A 14,366-nucleotide genomic window follows, 5' to 3' on the forward strand; every position below is an offset into this window, starting at 1 on the left:
CTCCTTAGAACTTGGGAAGCCCCTTAAAGTCAAACCCTTCCACCTTAAGCCCATTCAAGTAACGCACCAACGCGTTTAAATCCTCTTCGGAGAGCTGCGGGAAGCCCGGCATCTTCACCCCCGGTTTCATGGAAGCGGGGTCCTTGATCCAGGCCTTCAAGTGGTCAGGGGTATAATCCACGATGCCTGCCGCCAAACTCACCCGGTTGCCCAAGAAGCCCAGTTCTGGTCCGATAACCGCGGGAGGCATCTTCCCTTGTACATCGTGGCAGGCCATGCAGTTTTGCTGGAAGACCGCCTGGCCCCGGGCATCGGCCACAGGGGGGGCATAGTTCTTCGCCGCCTCCACCAACCGGTCAAACTCCTCCTTGGGCAGAACGATGGCCCGGAAGAGCATGCGAGAGTGGCTGGGACCACAGAGCTCTGCGCAGAAGCCGTAGTAATTTCCGGGTTTTTCGGGTGTAAAGGAAAGAAGGGTCTTTTGTCCCGGAATGGCGTCTCTTTTGCCCGCAAGTCCCGGCACCCAGAAGGAATGGATCACGTCCTTGGAGGTGATCTCCAGCACCACAGGGACCCCTGCGGGAAGGATGAGCTCGTTGGAGTTACGGAAACCCAGCTCGGGGTAGTTGAAATCCCACCAGAACTGGTGGCCGGTCACCTCCACCTTCAAGCCTCCGGGAGGAAGCTGGTTCACCTGGATAAGGCTACGGGCGGTCAGGCCGAATAACACAAATACGATGAGCACTGGGATCACCGTCCAGATGACCTCGAGGCGGTCGTTGCCATGAACCTGGGGGGGCTCCCCCTGTTGCCCCGGCCTAGCCCGGAACCTCCACGTCACGTAGGCCAAAGCCCCTGCCACCACCCCAAAGACAAGGATGGCGAAGATCAAGACCCAGACCAGGAGGAAGTTGGTCTCCCGGTTGAAAGGGGAGAAAGGATGGGTGATCCCCACCCGGTGAGCCTCCTGGGCCAGGGCCAAACCTAGAAGACTGAACGCCACAGCCACTCTTTTCATCCGCTTCCCTCCCTAAAGCACCCGGTCCACCGCCATGGCCACGAACAAGAGGGCCAGGTAGAGCATGGAGTATTTATACAGCGAAACCGCCGTCCTCCGCTCGGGCTGGCGGTAGAGGGCAAGGCTCTTAAGGATAAGCAAACCGTTAAGTGCGAGGCTGAAGAACAGGTACAAAAGGCCCAGCTCGCCAAGAAGAAGGGGCATAAGGGAGATCAAGGCAGTAAGCACCGCATAAAGGGCGATCTGCATCACCGTAACCCGCTCCCCCAACACCACGGGGAGCATGGGCACGCCCACAGCCCGGTAATCCTCCTGGATCATGAGGGCCAGGGCCCAAAAGTGCACGGGGGTCCAGAAGAAGATGAGGGCGAAGAGGTACCAGGCAAAGAGGCTAAGGTCCCCGGTCACCGCCGCCCAGCCCACCAGAGGAGGAAAGGCCCCTGCCGCCCCGCCGATGACGATGTTGTGCCAAGTGCGCCGCTTGAGATAAAGGGTGTAGACCAGCACGTACCAGATAAGGCCCATGAGGGCCAGGGTGGCCGTGAGGAGGTTCGCCCCCCACCAGAGGAGCAAGAAGGAGAGGGTGGCTAAGCCAAAGGCAAAAAGGAGGGCATCCCTACTGGAGATCCGCTGGGTGACCGTGGGCCTTTTGGCCGTGCGGCGCATGCGGGCATCTATATCCCGGTCCACCACCATGTTGATGGCGTTGGCGGCTCCCGCCATCATGTACCCGCCCAAGGCCACCACCAGAAAAAGCCCCGTCCCCGGCCAGCCCTTGGCGGCCATGAGCATGGCCACCAGGGTGGTGAAGAGGAGAAGGCTGATGACCCGGGGCTTGGTGAGGGCCAGGTAATCCTTCCAGGTGGCCCCCCCGGTACCCCGGTGCACCTGTCCGCCCCCCGCGCCCTCCCCCAGTTCCACCCGCCTGGTTCCTTTGGCCAGGGCTGCAGCCGAGAGGAGAACAAAGAGAATCCAGACGGCGTAGGCCAGGAGAAGGTGCAGGATCTGCATCCAGACCGGGGCCTTAAGCCATACGTTTATCAGCCCGGCCAAAAGCTGCGCCCCGTAAAGGTAGGCAAGGGCGTGGGCCAAGCGGCGGGTATGGGAAGAAGGCCTTAGGTGGGCTACCAGGTAGCCGGCGAAGACCACATACAGGCCCACACTCACAGCAATGAGGGGGTGAAGGACCCTAAGGCGCACCAGGAAGTGCTCACCGGGAGTTAAGGAGCGCTCCAGGGCCTCGAGGGTATTCCTAACGGGGAAGAGCAGGTCGCCCAAGGCGGTAACCGCCCCGCTCATCCCCAAAAAGAGCAAGGCCATGAGCCCGAGGAAGAGGGCTATGCCCACAGCCCCCTGGCCCCTTACCCGTAAAGGAGCACCGCCAGAAGCCCACCAGGCGGTTAAGGCCAAGGAGGCCAAGAGGAAGTAGGTGTTGGCCAGGTGCACCATCTGCACCACGGCCCGGGCCGCGCTCACGTTGTGGGCCGTCCAGCCGAAGAGGACCAAGGAAGCCCCCACCAGGCTTTCGGTGATCATGAAGAGGAGGGAAAGTCCGGCCCCGAAGCGCACGGGATGGCCCTTGGGGAAAAGGCGAAAAGCCAGCCCCGCCAAAAGGAGCACGGAAAGGAACGCCAGGCCCGAGGTGGCCCGGTGAGCGAACTCAATGAGGGTCTCCACCTGGGGGCTTCTGGGGATGATCTCCCCGTTGCAGGTGGGCCAGTGGGAGCCGCACCCCGCCCCCGACCCCGTGGCCCGCACGTAAGCCCCCCAGAGGGCCACCAGGATGTTCCACCCCAAGACTCCCCAGGCGTAACGGCTAAACCAGGCTTGGCTCATGGCGAACCCGTCCCCCAGACGGTAACGCTTACCATTCTGCCAGAAGACCCGGCCGGGGGGTGAAGTACATTTGTCCCTTCCATTACCTGCCACCTAGGAGCCTAAGACCCCCCGGCCCTATTTGGCAAGGGGTTGGCCCCTAAGCCCAGCCTTGCAGACTCGCCTCTATCCCACCCTCGGCCCCGCCTGGAGCACCGCCTCCTCTACCCCGTCGGCGTATTTACGGAAGTTTTCCTGGAAAAGTGTGGCCAGCTTCCTGGCCTGGCGGTCATAGGCCTCCTTGTCGGCCCAGGTTTCCCTCGGGTCCAAAAGCTCCTTTGGTACCCCGGGCACCTCCATGGGCACCTCAAAGCCGAAGACGGGGTCCTGGCGGTAAGGGACCCCCTCGAGGGCCTCAGTCAAGGCCGCCTGCAGAAGGGCCCGGGTCACGGGCAAGGGGAAGCGCCGGCCCACCCCGTAAGGTCCCCCGGTCCAGCCGGTGTTCACCAGGTACACCCTGGGCCCATGCTTTTTGATCTTTTCCCCTAGCATCTTGGCGTAAACCCCCGGATGAAGGGGCAAAAAGGGCGCCCCAAAGCAGGCGGAAAAGGTGGCCTTGGGCTCGGTGATCCCCCTTTCCGTCCCCGCCACCCGGGCGGTGTAGCCGGAAAGGAAGTAGTACATGGCCTGTTCCGGAGAGAGCCGAGCGATGGGAGGTAGAACCCCATAGGCATCCGCGGAGAGGAAGAAGATGGCCTTGGGATGGCCCGCCATACCCGAGTCCACCACGTTTTCCAGGTGGGCAAGGGGGTAAGAGGCCCGGGTGTTCTCGGTCTTGGTATCGTCATCCCACTCCACCCGGCGGCTTTCCGGGTTCACCACCACGTTCTCCAGAATGGCCTCAAACTGGTTGGAGGCTTTATAGATAAGGGGCTCGTGTTCCCGGGAAAGGCGAATGACCTTGGCGTAGCACCCTCCCTCAAAGTTGAATACCCCCTCCCCGCTCCAGCCGTGCTCGTCGTCCCCGATCAAAGGCCTTTCCGGGTCGGTGGAAAGGGTGGTCTTTCCCGTCCCGGAAAGGCCGAAGAAGATGGCCACATCCCCTCCCTGCCCCACGTTGGCCGAGGCGTGCATGGGGAAGACCCCTTGCTTGGGCATGAGGTAGTTCATCACAGTGAAGATGCTCTTCTTGATTTCCCCGGCGTACTTGGTACCCACGATGAGCACCAGCTTCCTCTGGAAGCTGATGCCCACGAAGACCTCGCTCCGGGTACCGTCCCGCCCGGGGTCAGCCAGGAAGTAGGGGGCGTGGACCACGGTAAAGCCGGGAGCGAAGGGCTCCACCTCGTCGTCCTCGGGGAAGCGGCGCGGGAGGATGAACATGTTGCGGGCAAAGAGGGCGTGCCAGGGGCTTTCCGTCACCACCCTTACCGCCAAGCGGAAACGCTTGTCGGCCCCGGCATAAAGGTCTTGGACATAAAGGTCCCGGTCGGAAAGGTGGGCAGCCACCCTCTCCAAGAGGGCCTGGAAGGCCTCTGGGGCGAAGGGCTGGTTCACCTCGCCCCACCAGATCTCCTCCTCTACCCCAGGCTCCCGCACCACGAACTTGTCCTTGGGACTTCTCCCCGTGTAGGGGGTGGTGTCCACCACCAAGGACCCCTTGTGGGCCAAAAACCCCTCCCCCCGGGCCAGGGTGTGTTCCACCAGGATGGGGGAAACCGTGTTCCAAAAAACCTGTTTCCTCGGTTTGATGCCCAAAGGCTCCAGTCGGTCCATAGCAACCCCCTTATGCCTAGGGCATCATACACTTATTTCCACGCTTCCAGGCCTACGGCTCGTAGCCCGGGCGCCCCAGGAGAGCGAAGGTAAGCCGTTTGCCCAGCTCCACCCCCGGCTGGTCAAAAGCGTTGACCCCCCAAAGCTCCCCTAGAAAAGCGGTCTGCCACATGAGGTGTTGAAGCAGCCAACCCACCGTGTAAGGAGAGATCTCGGAAAGGTAAAGGGTGTACACCTTTTGCCCCGCTTCCGCCAAGGCCTGGTAGGTGGCCTCGGCCTCGGCCCTTAGAAGCTGGAACAGGCCTTTGCCAAAGAGGTAACCCGCCTCCTCCTCGAGGCCTTCCACCCGGGGCAGGGTGAGGTCCTCCGTGGCCCTTTCCGGCACCACCAAAACGATGAGCTTGTCCAGGGGGCCTTCCCGGAAGAGCTGCACCTGGGCGTGCTGGTCCTGAGGGCCCAAGGCGGGCACCGCGGTGGTGCCCACCCGGTTGCCCTCCCCGTCCCGCTTGCCCAAGGACTCATCGTGGAGCTGGACAAACCAGGCGGGAAGGTATCGGAGTCGCTCGGAATACACCATGAAGACGGTGATGGGCAGCTGGCGGTGGAGGTGCTGCAGGAGGGCGGTCTGCAGGGGAAGGTTCTCCTCCAGGGGAGCCAGGGCCACCTCATTGGCCTTCCTGGCCCCCATGAGGAGGGCCTCCAGGTCCATCCCGGCGAAGGCCAAGGGGAGGAGGCCCACCGGGGAAAGCACCGAGTAGCGCCCCCCCACGTTCTCGGGGATGGAGAAGGCCACAAGACCCTCCCTTTCCGCCAAAGCCCGTAGCGCCCCCCGCTTGGGGTCAGTGGTGAGGACCAGGTGCCGCCGCCAGTCCTCCCCCAGGTTTTCCCGAAGCCAGTTGAGGAAGAGGAGGAGGGCGGCCAGGGTTTCCGCGGTAGCTCCCGACTTGGAAACCGCATTCACCAGGGTCTTCCGGGGGTCCAGGCCCCGAAGGATCCGGAGCACGGGCTCCGGCTCCACGTGGTCCACGTAGTGGAAGCGCACCCCGCTTTCGTTGAAGGCGGTCTCCAGGGCCTTAGGCCCCAGGGCGCTCCCCCCGATGCCCAGAAGGACAAAGTCCTCCACCCAAGGGTTGGCCTCGCGGTAGCGGCGGATACTCCTTAAGGTTTCCGTGTCCTCGGGAAGGTCTATCCAGCCCAGCATCTGGCTGGGGTCCTTCCGCTTGGCCAAAAGGGCCTCCTGGGCCCCTAGGAGGGTGGGGGCATGGGCCCTTAGGTCCTCGGGGAAACGGGGAAGGAAGCGGGTATCCAACCTGAGCATGGCCCCATGCTACCGGGAATCCAGAGGAAAGGCCACCTGGTTGGGCGGGAAAAGGAATAACCCCCAGGCTATGGGGAGTAGGCTAAAGGCATGGGCTACGTGCCCCCACCCACGCCCCAGTACGGCCTCGAGGAGGGCCCCGTCCTCCTTAAGGACGGGCGCACCGCCTTTCTAAGGCGGGCAAGCCCCAAGGACCTCCCCCTATTTGTAGAGTTCCTGAGGCGCCTGTCCCCGGAGTCCTTGCGCATGCGCTTCTTCTCTCCCATCTCCCCGGAGAAAGCCGCCGAGCTCCTCCTTGCCGCCAAGCCCGAGGAGGAAAAGGTGACCCTTGTGGTCCTGGCGGGGGAGCCTCCCCGGATGGTGGCCACGGGGGAGTACGTGCGCCTTAAAGGGGAGGACACCGCCGAGGTGGCCTTTCTGGTGGATGATGCCTTCCAGGGCAAGGGCCTGGGCACCCTCCTTCTGGAACGCCTGGCCCTGATCGCCGCTAAGCGGGGGGTAAGGCGGTTTCAGGCCTTCGTCCTGGCGGAGAACCAGAAGATGCTCAACGTTTTCATGGAAAGCGGCTTCCAGGTGCGGGCCCACCGGGATAGCGGCGAGATTGAGGTGGAGTTTGAGATCCTCCTGGAGGAACGGGTGGCGGAGCGCTTTGAGTGGCGGGAGAAGGTCTCCACCTTGGCTAGCCTCCACCCCCTCTTCTTCCCCAAGGGGGTGGCGGTGGTGGGGGCGAGCCGGGACCCGGAAGGCATCGGCTACCGGGTGCTGGAAAACCTCATCTTTGGCCGCTTCCAAGGGCCCGTCTACCCGGTGAACGAGGCCATCGGCAAGGAGGGGGGCACGGTGGGGCCCCTTCTCGCCTACCCCCGGGTGGAAAGCATCCCCGGCCCCGTGGACCTGGCGGTGATCGCCGTGCCCAAGGAGCGGGTCTTTGAGGCCCTCGAGGCCTCAGGAAGGCGGGGGGTGCGGGCGGCCATCGTCCTCACCACCGGCTTTACGGAAAAAGAAGCCAGGGAACTGGCCGACAAGGCCCGGCGCCATGGGATGCGCCTCCTGGGGCCTGGCTCCTTGGGTATGGTCCACACCCACCCTGAGGTCCGCCTGGCGGCGGGCCTGGCTCCCCTCCCCAAACCTGGACCCCTGGCCATCTCCAGCCAGTCGGGGACCCTGGGCCGGGCGGTGATGGCCTATGCGGAGGGCATGGGGCTGGGCATCTCCTCCTTCGTTTCCTTAGGAGCCAAGGCGGACATCTCCTCCAACGACCTCCTGCAGTTCTGGGAGGAGGACGAGAGGACCCGGGTGATCCTCCTCTACCTGGAAAGCTTCGGCAACCCCAGGCGCTTCTCCCGCTTAGCCCGGAGGATCGGCAAGAAAAAACCCATCCTGGCGGTGCACCCCTCCCGGGACCCTTTGGTGCGGGCCCTCTTCGCCCAGGCCGGGGTGATCCGGGCCAACAGCCTGGAGGAAGCCTTTGACGTGGCCGCCCTCCTGGCCCTGGGACAGCTTCCGGAGAACAACCGGGTCCGCCTCATCTCCAACGCCTCCGGTCCCTCCAACCTGGCCCTCGAGGCCCTACGGGAAGGGGGGCTTGCCGCGGAACACGTGGACCTGGGCTCCACCGCCAAGGCGAAGGAGTTTGCCCGCGCCCTGGAAGAAGCCATGGAAAGCGAGGCGGGAAGCGTGTTCCTCCTCTTCGTACCCATGGGCTTTGCCAGCGAGGAGGAGTTCCTGGCTCTTTTGGAAGGGGTGGAAGGAAACAAGCTCCTCCTGAGCTGCGTGATGGGCTCCCCCGGGGTGCGGGCAAGGGTTATGGGCCGGGTGGCCCTCTACCGCTTTCCCGAATCGGCGGCCATCGCCTTGAGCCGGGCCTGGGCCTACAAGGCCTGGCGGGAAGAACCCCTCCACTTCCCCGACTTCGCGGATTTGCACCTGGAGGAGGCAAGAAGGCTTTTGGAGGGCAAGAAGGAGCTACGGCGCGAGGAGGAAGAGGCCCTCCTCCGCTGCTTTGGCCTTCCCGTGGGGCAAGGAGAAGGCCTTTTTCTCAGGCTCACCGCCAAGCCCCACCCCCTCTTCGGCCCCGTTCTCGCCCTGCTCCTGCCCACTCCTCTGGGAGAGCTAGCCTTGGGGGAAAGGCTCTCCCCCCTCACGGAAAAGGATGCCCGGGAGCTCACCCGACCCCTGGGGGACCAGGTAGACCCTACCCCCTACCAGGAAATCCTCCTTCGCCTTTCCCGCCTCCTGGAGGAGTTCCCCCAGGTAGAGGAGGTGTCCTTGGAGCTTTCCGGCCCCTCCATCGCCCGCTTTGCCATCCGCCTTTCAGGAGACCCCCATGCGCATCCAAAGCCCCGCTAACCCCAAGGTGAAGGCCCTAGCCGCCCTGAAGGAACGAAAGGAGCGGGAGCGGGCTGGCCTTTTCCTGGTGGAGGGCCGGCGGGAGGTGGAAAGAGCCCTTAGGGCCGGCCTCCGCTTGGAAACCCTCCTCCTCGGCCCCAAGGCCACCCCGGAAGACCGGGCCCTGGCGGGCCAAGCCCCTGTTCTGGAGTTCTCCCAAGAGGCTATGGAGCGGGTTTCCGTAAGGGAAAATCCCTCGCCCGTCATCGGGGTCTTCCGCCTGTCCCGAAGGACCCTCGAGGAGGCAAGGCTCCCGCAAAATCCCCTGGTCCTGGTCCTCTTGGGCCTGGAAAAGCCCGGCAACCTGGGGGCCATCCTGCGCTCGGCGGATGGGGCGGGGGTAGACCTGGTCCTGGTGGCGGAAGGGGTGGACCTCTATAGCCCCCAGGTGATCCGGAACTCCACCGGGGTGGTCTTCTCCTTGCCCGTCTTTCCCGTGGCCGAGGAGGAAGTGGCCCATTTCCTGGAGGAAAAAGGGCTCTTCCTGGTGGCGGCCACCCCCAGAGGGGAAAAGGTGTACTGGGAAGAGAACTACAAAAAAGGCGTGGCCTTCCTGCTGGGCGCCGAGGACGAAGGCCTTTCCCAGGCTTGGCTTGCCCGGGCGGGGGTTCGGGTGCGCATCCCCATGCGGGGGGCGGCGGATAGCCTCAACGTTTCCGTGAGCGCCGCCCTCCTCCTCTACGAGGCCCTGCGCCAGCGGGAGGGGGGATGAAGCCCGTTCCCCTTACCCCCTTCCTGGGCCTAGGGCTTCTGGCCCTCCTACCCCTCTGGACCCCTCCTTTGGCCGTGGGCGTCTTCCTCCTCCACCTAGCCAAGAGGTTTTATGGGGGAGCCTTTCTGTGGGGGGCCTTCCTCCCTGGCCTTCTCCACGCCCTTGCCTCCCCGTTCCCCTCCTGGCTCCAGGGATGGGCCCTGACGTCTGGGCTTCTCCTCCTCTACGGCCTTTTCCTGGCCACCAAGGCTCGGCCCCTTTCCAGCCTCTTTCTCCTTCCCCCAGCCCTTTGGCTAGGTCCCCTTGGCCTTTTCCTTCTAGGGCTCTTGCACGGGTTTAGCCTCCTCGAGGAGGCCCATCGGCGCGCCCAGGAAAAGGGGGAGCGGTTCTGGAGCCCTTCTTCCGCCCTCTGGGTTCCGGGGATCCTGGGCCTCCTGCTGGCAGGCCTGGCCTTCCTCCCCCTGCGCCTCCCTGCCCTTCCCCTACCCACCCCACCCTCCCTTAGCCTCCACGCTTCCCCGGAAACCAGACCCCAGCCCGGGGAGGAGGTGGTCTACCAGGCTCCTAGGGAAGGCTTTTTCCCCTGGGTGGCCTTTCTGAACCGGGCCCTGGCCTACGCAGGACCCCTAGCCCTCCTCCTCATCCTCTTAGCCCTGCTACCCCTTCTGGGCCGGGGGGAAAGGCTTCCCTACCGGGGGATGCACCTTTTGCCCCTGGTGCTGGCCCTTTTGGCAGCGGGCCTCTTCCTCCTCTACCTGGGCAGCCTGGGAGGTGGGGAGAGCGTGCCGGGAAGCACCCCGTCGGCCTCCACGCCCGTCCCTCCCCAGGAAAGCGGTCCAAAGGAAGCCGTACCGGGGCCCAGGAGGCTGGGGGAGGTGGGGGTGGCCCTGGCGGGGCTTTCCGCCCTCGTGACCCTGGGCCTCCTTTCCCTCCTGGCCTTCCTGGTCTGGCGCCACCGGGAAAGGGGAGGGCAGGAAACCGACCGGAGCTTTGAACCTCAAGTTCCCCGGTCCTTTAAAGAAACGCACCCCCAAAACCGGGTGCGGCGGGCCTATTATCAGGCCCTGAAGGCCCTCAAGAAAAGCGGTCTCCCCCGCATGGCCTCCGAGGGGCCCTTGGAGTATCTGGGGAGAGTTTCCCCCCTTCTTCCCGGGTTGAGGGAACCCTTGGACGGCCTCACCAGGCTTTACCTGCCCGTGCGCTACGGGGGAGAAGCCGGAGAGGAGGAAGCGGAAAGGGCGGAAACCCTCTTGGCGGATATCCTTAGGCTATGTTCCTCACCCGCATCCAAAGGGCCCTTTCGGGCCGGGTCCTCCTGAAAGAGGAGACCCTAAGGCTCTCCCTGGCCACCCTTCTCTCCGGGGGCCACCTCCTCCTGGAGGATGTACCCGGCACCGGCAAGACCACCTTCGCCAAGGCCTTGGCCCGGGTCCTGGGGCTTTCCTTTAGCCGCATCCAGATGACGCCAGACCTCCTGCCCCAGGACCTCACCGGGGTCTACCTCTACCGGGAGGGGAACCTGGTGTGGCAGAAGGGTCCCATCTTTACCCAGGTCCTTTTGGTGGACGAGCTCAACCGGGCCACCCCCAGGACCCAGTCCGCCCTCCTCGAGGCCATGGGGGAAGGCCAAGTGACCCTGGAAGGGAAAACCCACCCCTTGCCCGAGCCTTTTTTTGTCCTGGCCACGCAAAACCCCGTGGAGGAGGAGGGCACCTACCCTCTCCCCGTAGCCCAGCGGGACCGGTTCACCGCCCGGCTTTCCCTGGGCTATCCCGATGAGAAAGCCCTTCTCCTGGCCCTCAAGGAAAAGGACCCCCTGGAGGGCCTGGAGGCCGTTACCCAGGGGGAGGAACTCTTGGCCCTGCGACAGGAGGTGCGCCGGGTAAAGGTGGCGGAGGAACTGCTGGACTACCTTCTGGCCCTATCCACCTGGCTTAGAAGCCGGGAGGAGGTGCGGCTTGGCCCCTCCCCTAGAGCCCTCTTACAGGTGGAGCGCCTGGCCCAGGCCCTGGCCCTTTTGCAGGGGCGAGGCTTTGCCGTGCCCGAGGACATCAAGGAGGCTTTCCGGGCCGCCATCCCCCACCGCCTCCTTCTAAAGCTGGAGGCGGAGCTAGCCGGAGCCAGCTCGGAAGGGCTGGTGGTCGAGGCCCTTAAGGTGGTACCCACCCCGGTGGAAAGGGCCTAGGGATGGAGGAAGGGGCTTTGTGGAAGCGGTCTTGGCTCTCCTCTCCTTGGCCCTCCTCCTAGCCCTTTGGCGAGCGCCCTGGTTCGCCCAGGTCCGGGTCAAAGCCCACGGCCTGGCCCCAGGTTTCCCCGGCCAGGAGGGAGAGGGGCAGGTGGAGGTGGAGGTCTGGGCCCCCCTACCCCTCTACGTGCATCTGGAAACACTGCCCTCGGCTCCCCTGGGCCTCAAACCCCAGAGCCTCTCTGGGGTGGTCTGGGGAAGGATGCGGCTACCGCTTCCCCTCCCTTACCGCTACCGCCGGCGGGGGGAATACCCTTTGGGCCTCACCCTCCTCCTGAGAAGCCCTTTGGGCCTGGGGGAAAGGCTTGTAAGCCTCGAGGTGGGAAAGGCCTTGGTCTATCCTTCCCTGCGCCCCCTGCCGCCTTTTGAGCCCGCCCCCAGCTTCTTCCTGGAGGGCAGGCCCGAGCCCTTTGGCCTGCCGGATCCCCTGGAGGCCAAGGGCCTCCGCCCTTACCAAGCGGGGGACCCCTTGCGTTTTCTGGCCAAGCAGGCAAGCCTCCGGCAGGGTCATCCCTTTGTACGGGAGGTGGAAAAAAGCCTTCTGGGAGGCCTCTTCCTCCACCTGGACACCCAAAGCCTCCACCCCGCCTACCTGGACCACGCCACCAGCCTCGCCGCCTGGCTCCTCCTGCTGGCGGAAAAGAAAGGAGCCCAATACGGCCTTTCCGCAGGAGAGGTCCTCCCCTTAGGGCGGGGAAAGGCCCACCTGGTAAGGGCCCTCTCGCTCCTAGCCCGCTTGCAATCCACCCCAGGCCCCTCCCTTCCCCCCAAGGCCCCTTTCGGGAGCACCTACTTCCTCATCAGCCAGGGGGCGGAGGAATCCTTCCTGGAGGCAACCCTAAGGGGAGCCGCCCAGGCCCGGCAGGGAGTCCTTCTTCTGCTTCCCGAGGGATACTTCCTCTACCCGGGTGAAAAGGGCCGGGTAGCCTTTGGCAAGACCCCAGGCCTGGCCCGGGCCCTGGCCATGAAGGACCTTCTCCTGGCCCATGGGATAAGCCTCCGGGTGGTGCGGGGCCACCAGACCCTTGCCTTATAAGACTCCCCTCAACCCCCTTGACAAAAGGACGCGGGGCCAAAATAATAACCCTTGGTTTGACACTCTCGGCCTTTGAGCGTCAAAGGGGGGAGTGAATATGGCTGCGGAGGTGAAGACGGTGATCAAGCCCCTAGGCGACAGGGTTGTGGTGAAGCGGATTGAAGAGGAGCCTAAGACCAAAGGCGGCATCGTGCTCCCCGACACCGCCAAGGAGAAGCCCCAGAAGGGCAAGGTGATCGCGGTGGGCTCGGGCCGCATCTTGGAGAACGGGCAGAAGGTGCCCCTGGAGGTCAAGGAGGGGGACATCGTGGTCTTCGCCAAGTACGGCGGCACCGAGATTGAGATTGACGGCGAGGAGTACGTGATCCTCTCCGAGCGCGACCTTTTGGCGGTCTTGCAATAGGAGGTGAGGTATGGCGAAGGTCCTAGTGTTTGACGAGGCAGCCCGCAGGGCTTTGGAGCGCGGCGTGAACGCCGTGGCCGATGCGGTGAAGGTGACCCTTGGCCCCCGGGGCCGGAACGTGGTCCTGGAGAAGAAGTTCGGCTCCCCCACCATCACCAAGGACGGGGTGACGGTGGCCAAGGAGATCGAGCTGGAAAACCACCTGGAGAACATCGGGGCCCAGCTCCTCAAGGAGGTGGCCTCCAAGACCAACGACGTGGCCGGTGACGGTACCACCACCGCCACCGTCTTGGCCCAAGCCATCGTGCGGGAGGGCCTTAAGAACGTGGCCGCCGGCGCCAACCCCTTGGCCCTCAAGCGGGGCATTGAGAAGGCGGTGGAGGCGGCGGTGGAGAAGATCCGCTCCCTGGCCATCCCCGTGGAGGACCGCAAGGCCATCGAGGAGGTGGCCACCATCTCCGCCAACGACCCCGACGTGGGCAAGCTGATTGCCGACGCCATGGAGAAGGTGGGAAAGGAGGGGATCATCACCGTTGAGGAGTCCAAGAGCCTGGACACCGAACTGAAGTTCGTGGAGGGGTACCAGTTCGACAAGGGGTACATCTCCCCCTACTTCGTCACCAACCCCGAGGCCATGGAGGCGGTCCTCGAGGACGCCTTCATCCTCATCGTGGAGAAGAAGGTGTCCAACGTGCGGGAGCTCCTCCCCATCCTGGAGCAGGTGGCCCAGACGGGCAAGCCCCTCCTCCTGATCGCCGAGGACGTGGAGGGCGAGGCCTTGGCCACCCTGGTGGTCAACAAGCTCCGGGGCACCCTGAACGTGGCCGCGGTGAAGGCCCCCGGCTTCGGTGATCGCCGCAAGGAGATGCTCAAGGACATCGCCGCGGTCACGGGGGGCACCGTGATCAGCGAGGAGCTGGGCTTCAAGCTGGAGAACGCCACCCTCTCCATGCTGGGCCGGGCCGAGCGGGTGCGGATCACCAAGGACGAGACCACCATCGTGGGGGGCAAGGGCAAGAAGGAGGACATCGAGGCCCGCATCAACGGCATCAAGAAGGAGCTGGAGACCACCGACAGCGAGTACGCCAAGGAGAAGCTCCAGGAGCGCCTGGCCAAGCTGGCGGGAGGCGTGGCGGTGATCCGGGTGGGAGCGGCCACCGAGACCGAGCTCAAGGAGAAGAAGCACCGCTTTGAGGACGCCCTCTCCGCCACCCGGGCCGCGGTGGAGGAAGGGATCGTCCCGGGCGGTGGCGTAACCCTCCTCAGGGCCATCAGCGCCGTGGACGAGCTCCTCAAGAAGCTGGAGGGGGATGAGGCCACCGGGGCCAAGATCGTGCGCCGGGCCCTGGAGGAGCCCGCCCGCCAGATCGCGGAAAACGCTGGCTACGAGGGCTCGGTGGTGGTGCAGCGCATCCTCTCCGAGACCCAGAACCTGCGCCTGGGCTTTAACGCTGCCACCGGGGAGTTCGTGGACATGGTGGAGGCGGGCATCGTGGACCCCGCCAAGGTGACCCGCTCCGCCCTGCAGAACGCTTCCTCCATCGGCTCCCTCATCCTTACCACCGAGGCGGTGGTGGCGGAGAAGCCCGAGAAGAAGGAGTCCACCCCCGCTCCCGCAGGCGGCGGCGACATGGACTTCTAAAGCCACCCCCACC

At 64.6% G+C, this 14,366-nt stretch carries 11 protein-coding genes; 7 read left to right on the forward strand and 4 right to left on the reverse strand.

What is annotated here, in order from left to right; translation table 11 throughout:
- Positions 1–4: 4 nt before the first annotated feature.
- The 4 genes from coxB to L0D18_RS05535 all read right to left on the reverse strand — a co-directional run bounded on the left by coxB (position 5) and on the right by L0D18_RS05535 (position 5,927).
- Positions 5–1,018 carry a cytochrome c oxidase subunit II gene (coxB, locus tag L0D18_RS05520; protein WP_243027878.1) on the reverse strand — a complete coding sequence of 338 codons (1,014 nt, stop codon included), beginning with the start codon at positions 1,016–1,018 and terminating at the stop codon, positions 5–7.
- A 12-nt stretch (positions 1,019–1,030) separates the two neighbouring features.
- On the reverse strand, positions 1,031–2,854 hold the full coding sequence (locus tag L0D18_RS05525; RefSeq protein ID WP_243027880.1) for a heme o synthase: 1,824 nt from the start codon (positions 2,852–2,854) through the stop codon (positions 1,031–1,033).
- Between the two features lie 165 nt (positions 2,855–3,019).
- The gene (gene pckA, locus L0D18_RS05530; RefSeq protein WP_243027882.1) at positions 3,020–4,609 is read right to left on the reverse strand and encodes a phosphoenolpyruvate carboxykinase (ATP); all 1,590 of its coding nucleotides are present in this window, start codon (positions 4,607–4,609) and stop codon (positions 3,020–3,022) included.
- 52 nt (positions 4,610–4,661) lie between these two features.
- On the reverse strand, positions 4,662–5,927 hold the full coding sequence (locus L0D18_RS05535; protein WP_243027884.1) for a glucose-6-phosphate isomerase: 1,266 nt from the start codon (positions 5,925–5,927) through the stop codon (positions 4,662–4,664).
- 90 nt (positions 5,928–6,017) lie between these two features.
- Here L0D18_RS05535 and L0D18_RS05540 point away from each other — a divergent pair, with 90 nt between their 5' ends.
- The 7 genes from L0D18_RS05540 (at position 6,018) to groL (ending at position 14,353) form a co-directional block, all read left to right on the forward strand.
- Positions 6,018–8,276 carry a GNAT family N-acetyltransferase gene (locus tag L0D18_RS05540; protein ID WP_243027885.1) on the forward strand — a complete coding sequence of 753 codons (2,259 nt, stop codon included), beginning with the start codon at positions 6,018–6,020 and terminating at the stop codon, positions 8,274–8,276.
- A complete protein-coding gene (locus tag L0D18_RS05545) occupies positions 8,254–9,027 on the forward strand; it encodes a TrmH family RNA methyltransferase (protein ID WP_243027886.1) in 774 nt (257 codons plus the stop codon). The genes L0D18_RS05540 and L0D18_RS05545 overlap by 23 nt, the downstream gene beginning before the upstream one ends.
- Entirely contained in the window at positions 9,024–10,346 is a 1,323-nt protein-coding gene (locus L0D18_RS05550) for a DUF4129 domain-containing protein (protein WP_243027887.1), read from the forward strand. Before L0D18_RS05545 ends, L0D18_RS05550 begins: the two co-directional genes overlap by 4 nt.
- A complete protein-coding gene (locus L0D18_RS05555; protein WP_243027888.1) occupies positions 10,298–11,212 on the forward strand; it encodes an AAA family ATPase in 915 nt (304 codons plus the stop codon). Before L0D18_RS05550 ends, L0D18_RS05555 begins: the two co-directional genes overlap by 49 nt.
- Positions 11,213–11,231: 19 nt before the next feature.
- On the forward strand, positions 11,232–12,308 hold the full coding sequence (locus tag L0D18_RS05560) for a DUF58 domain-containing protein (protein WP_243027889.1): 1,077 nt from the start codon (positions 11,232–11,234) through the stop codon (positions 12,306–12,308).
- Between the two features lie 97 nt (positions 12,309–12,405).
- Positions 12,406–12,711: a co-chaperone GroES gene (groES, locus tag L0D18_RS05565; RefSeq protein ID WP_243027890.1), complete on the forward strand. Its 306-nt coding sequence runs from the start codon at positions 12,406–12,408 to the stop codon at positions 12,709–12,711.
- Positions 12,712–12,721: 10 nt separating this feature from the next.
- Positions 12,722–14,353 (forward strand): chaperonin GroEL, encoded by a 1,632-nt coding sequence (groL, locus tag L0D18_RS05570; RefSeq protein WP_243027891.1) that lies wholly within the window; start codon positions 12,722–12,724, stop codon positions 14,351–14,353.
- Positions 14,354–14,366 lie beyond the last annotated feature (13 nt).

The sequence above is a fragment of the Thermus albus genome, assembly GCF_022760855.1.
Taxonomy (GTDB): Bacteria; Deinococcota; Deinococci; order Deinococcales; family Thermaceae; genus Thermus; species Thermus albus.

Excerpts from the sequence above, each read along its gene's own strand:
- L0D18_RS05525 (WP_243027880.1), bottom strand. The coding sequence starts at position 2,854 with ATGAGCCAAGCCTGGTTTAGCCGTTACGCCTGGGGAGTCTTGGGGTGG.
- L0D18_RS05535 (WP_243027884.1), bottom strand. The coding sequence starts at position 5,927 with ATGCTCAGGTTGGATACCCGCTTCCTTCCCCGTTTCCCCGAGGACCTA.
- groL (WP_243027891.1), top strand. The coding sequence starts at position 12,722 with ATGGCGAAGGTCCTAGTGTTTGACGAGGCAGCCCGCAGGGCTTTGGAG.
- pckA (WP_243027882.1), bottom strand. The coding sequence starts at position 4,609 with ATGGACCGACTGGAGCCTTTGGGCATCAAACCGAGGAAACAGGTTTTT.
- L0D18_RS05545 (WP_243027886.1), top strand. The coding sequence starts at position 8,254 with ATGCGCATCCAAAGCCCCGCTAACCCCAAGGTGAAGGCCCTAGCCGCC.
- L0D18_RS05555 (WP_243027888.1), top strand. The coding sequence starts at position 10,298 with ATGTTCCTCACCCGCATCCAAAGGGCCCTTTCGGGCCGGGTCCTCCTG.
- coxB (WP_243027878.1), bottom strand. The coding sequence starts at position 1,018 with ATGAAAAGAGTGGCTGTGGCGTTCAGTCTTCTAGGTTTGGCCCTGGCC.
- L0D18_RS05540 (WP_243027885.1), top strand. The coding sequence starts at position 6,018 with ATGGGCTACGTGCCCCCACCCACGCCCCAGTACGGCCTCGAGGAGGGC.
- groES (WP_243027890.1), top strand. The coding sequence starts at position 12,406 with ATGGCTGCGGAGGTGAAGACGGTGATCAAGCCCCTAGGCGACAGGGTT.
- L0D18_RS05550 (WP_243027887.1), top strand. The coding sequence starts at position 9,024 with ATGAAGCCCGTTCCCCTTACCCCCTTCCTGGGCCTAGGGCTTCTGGCC.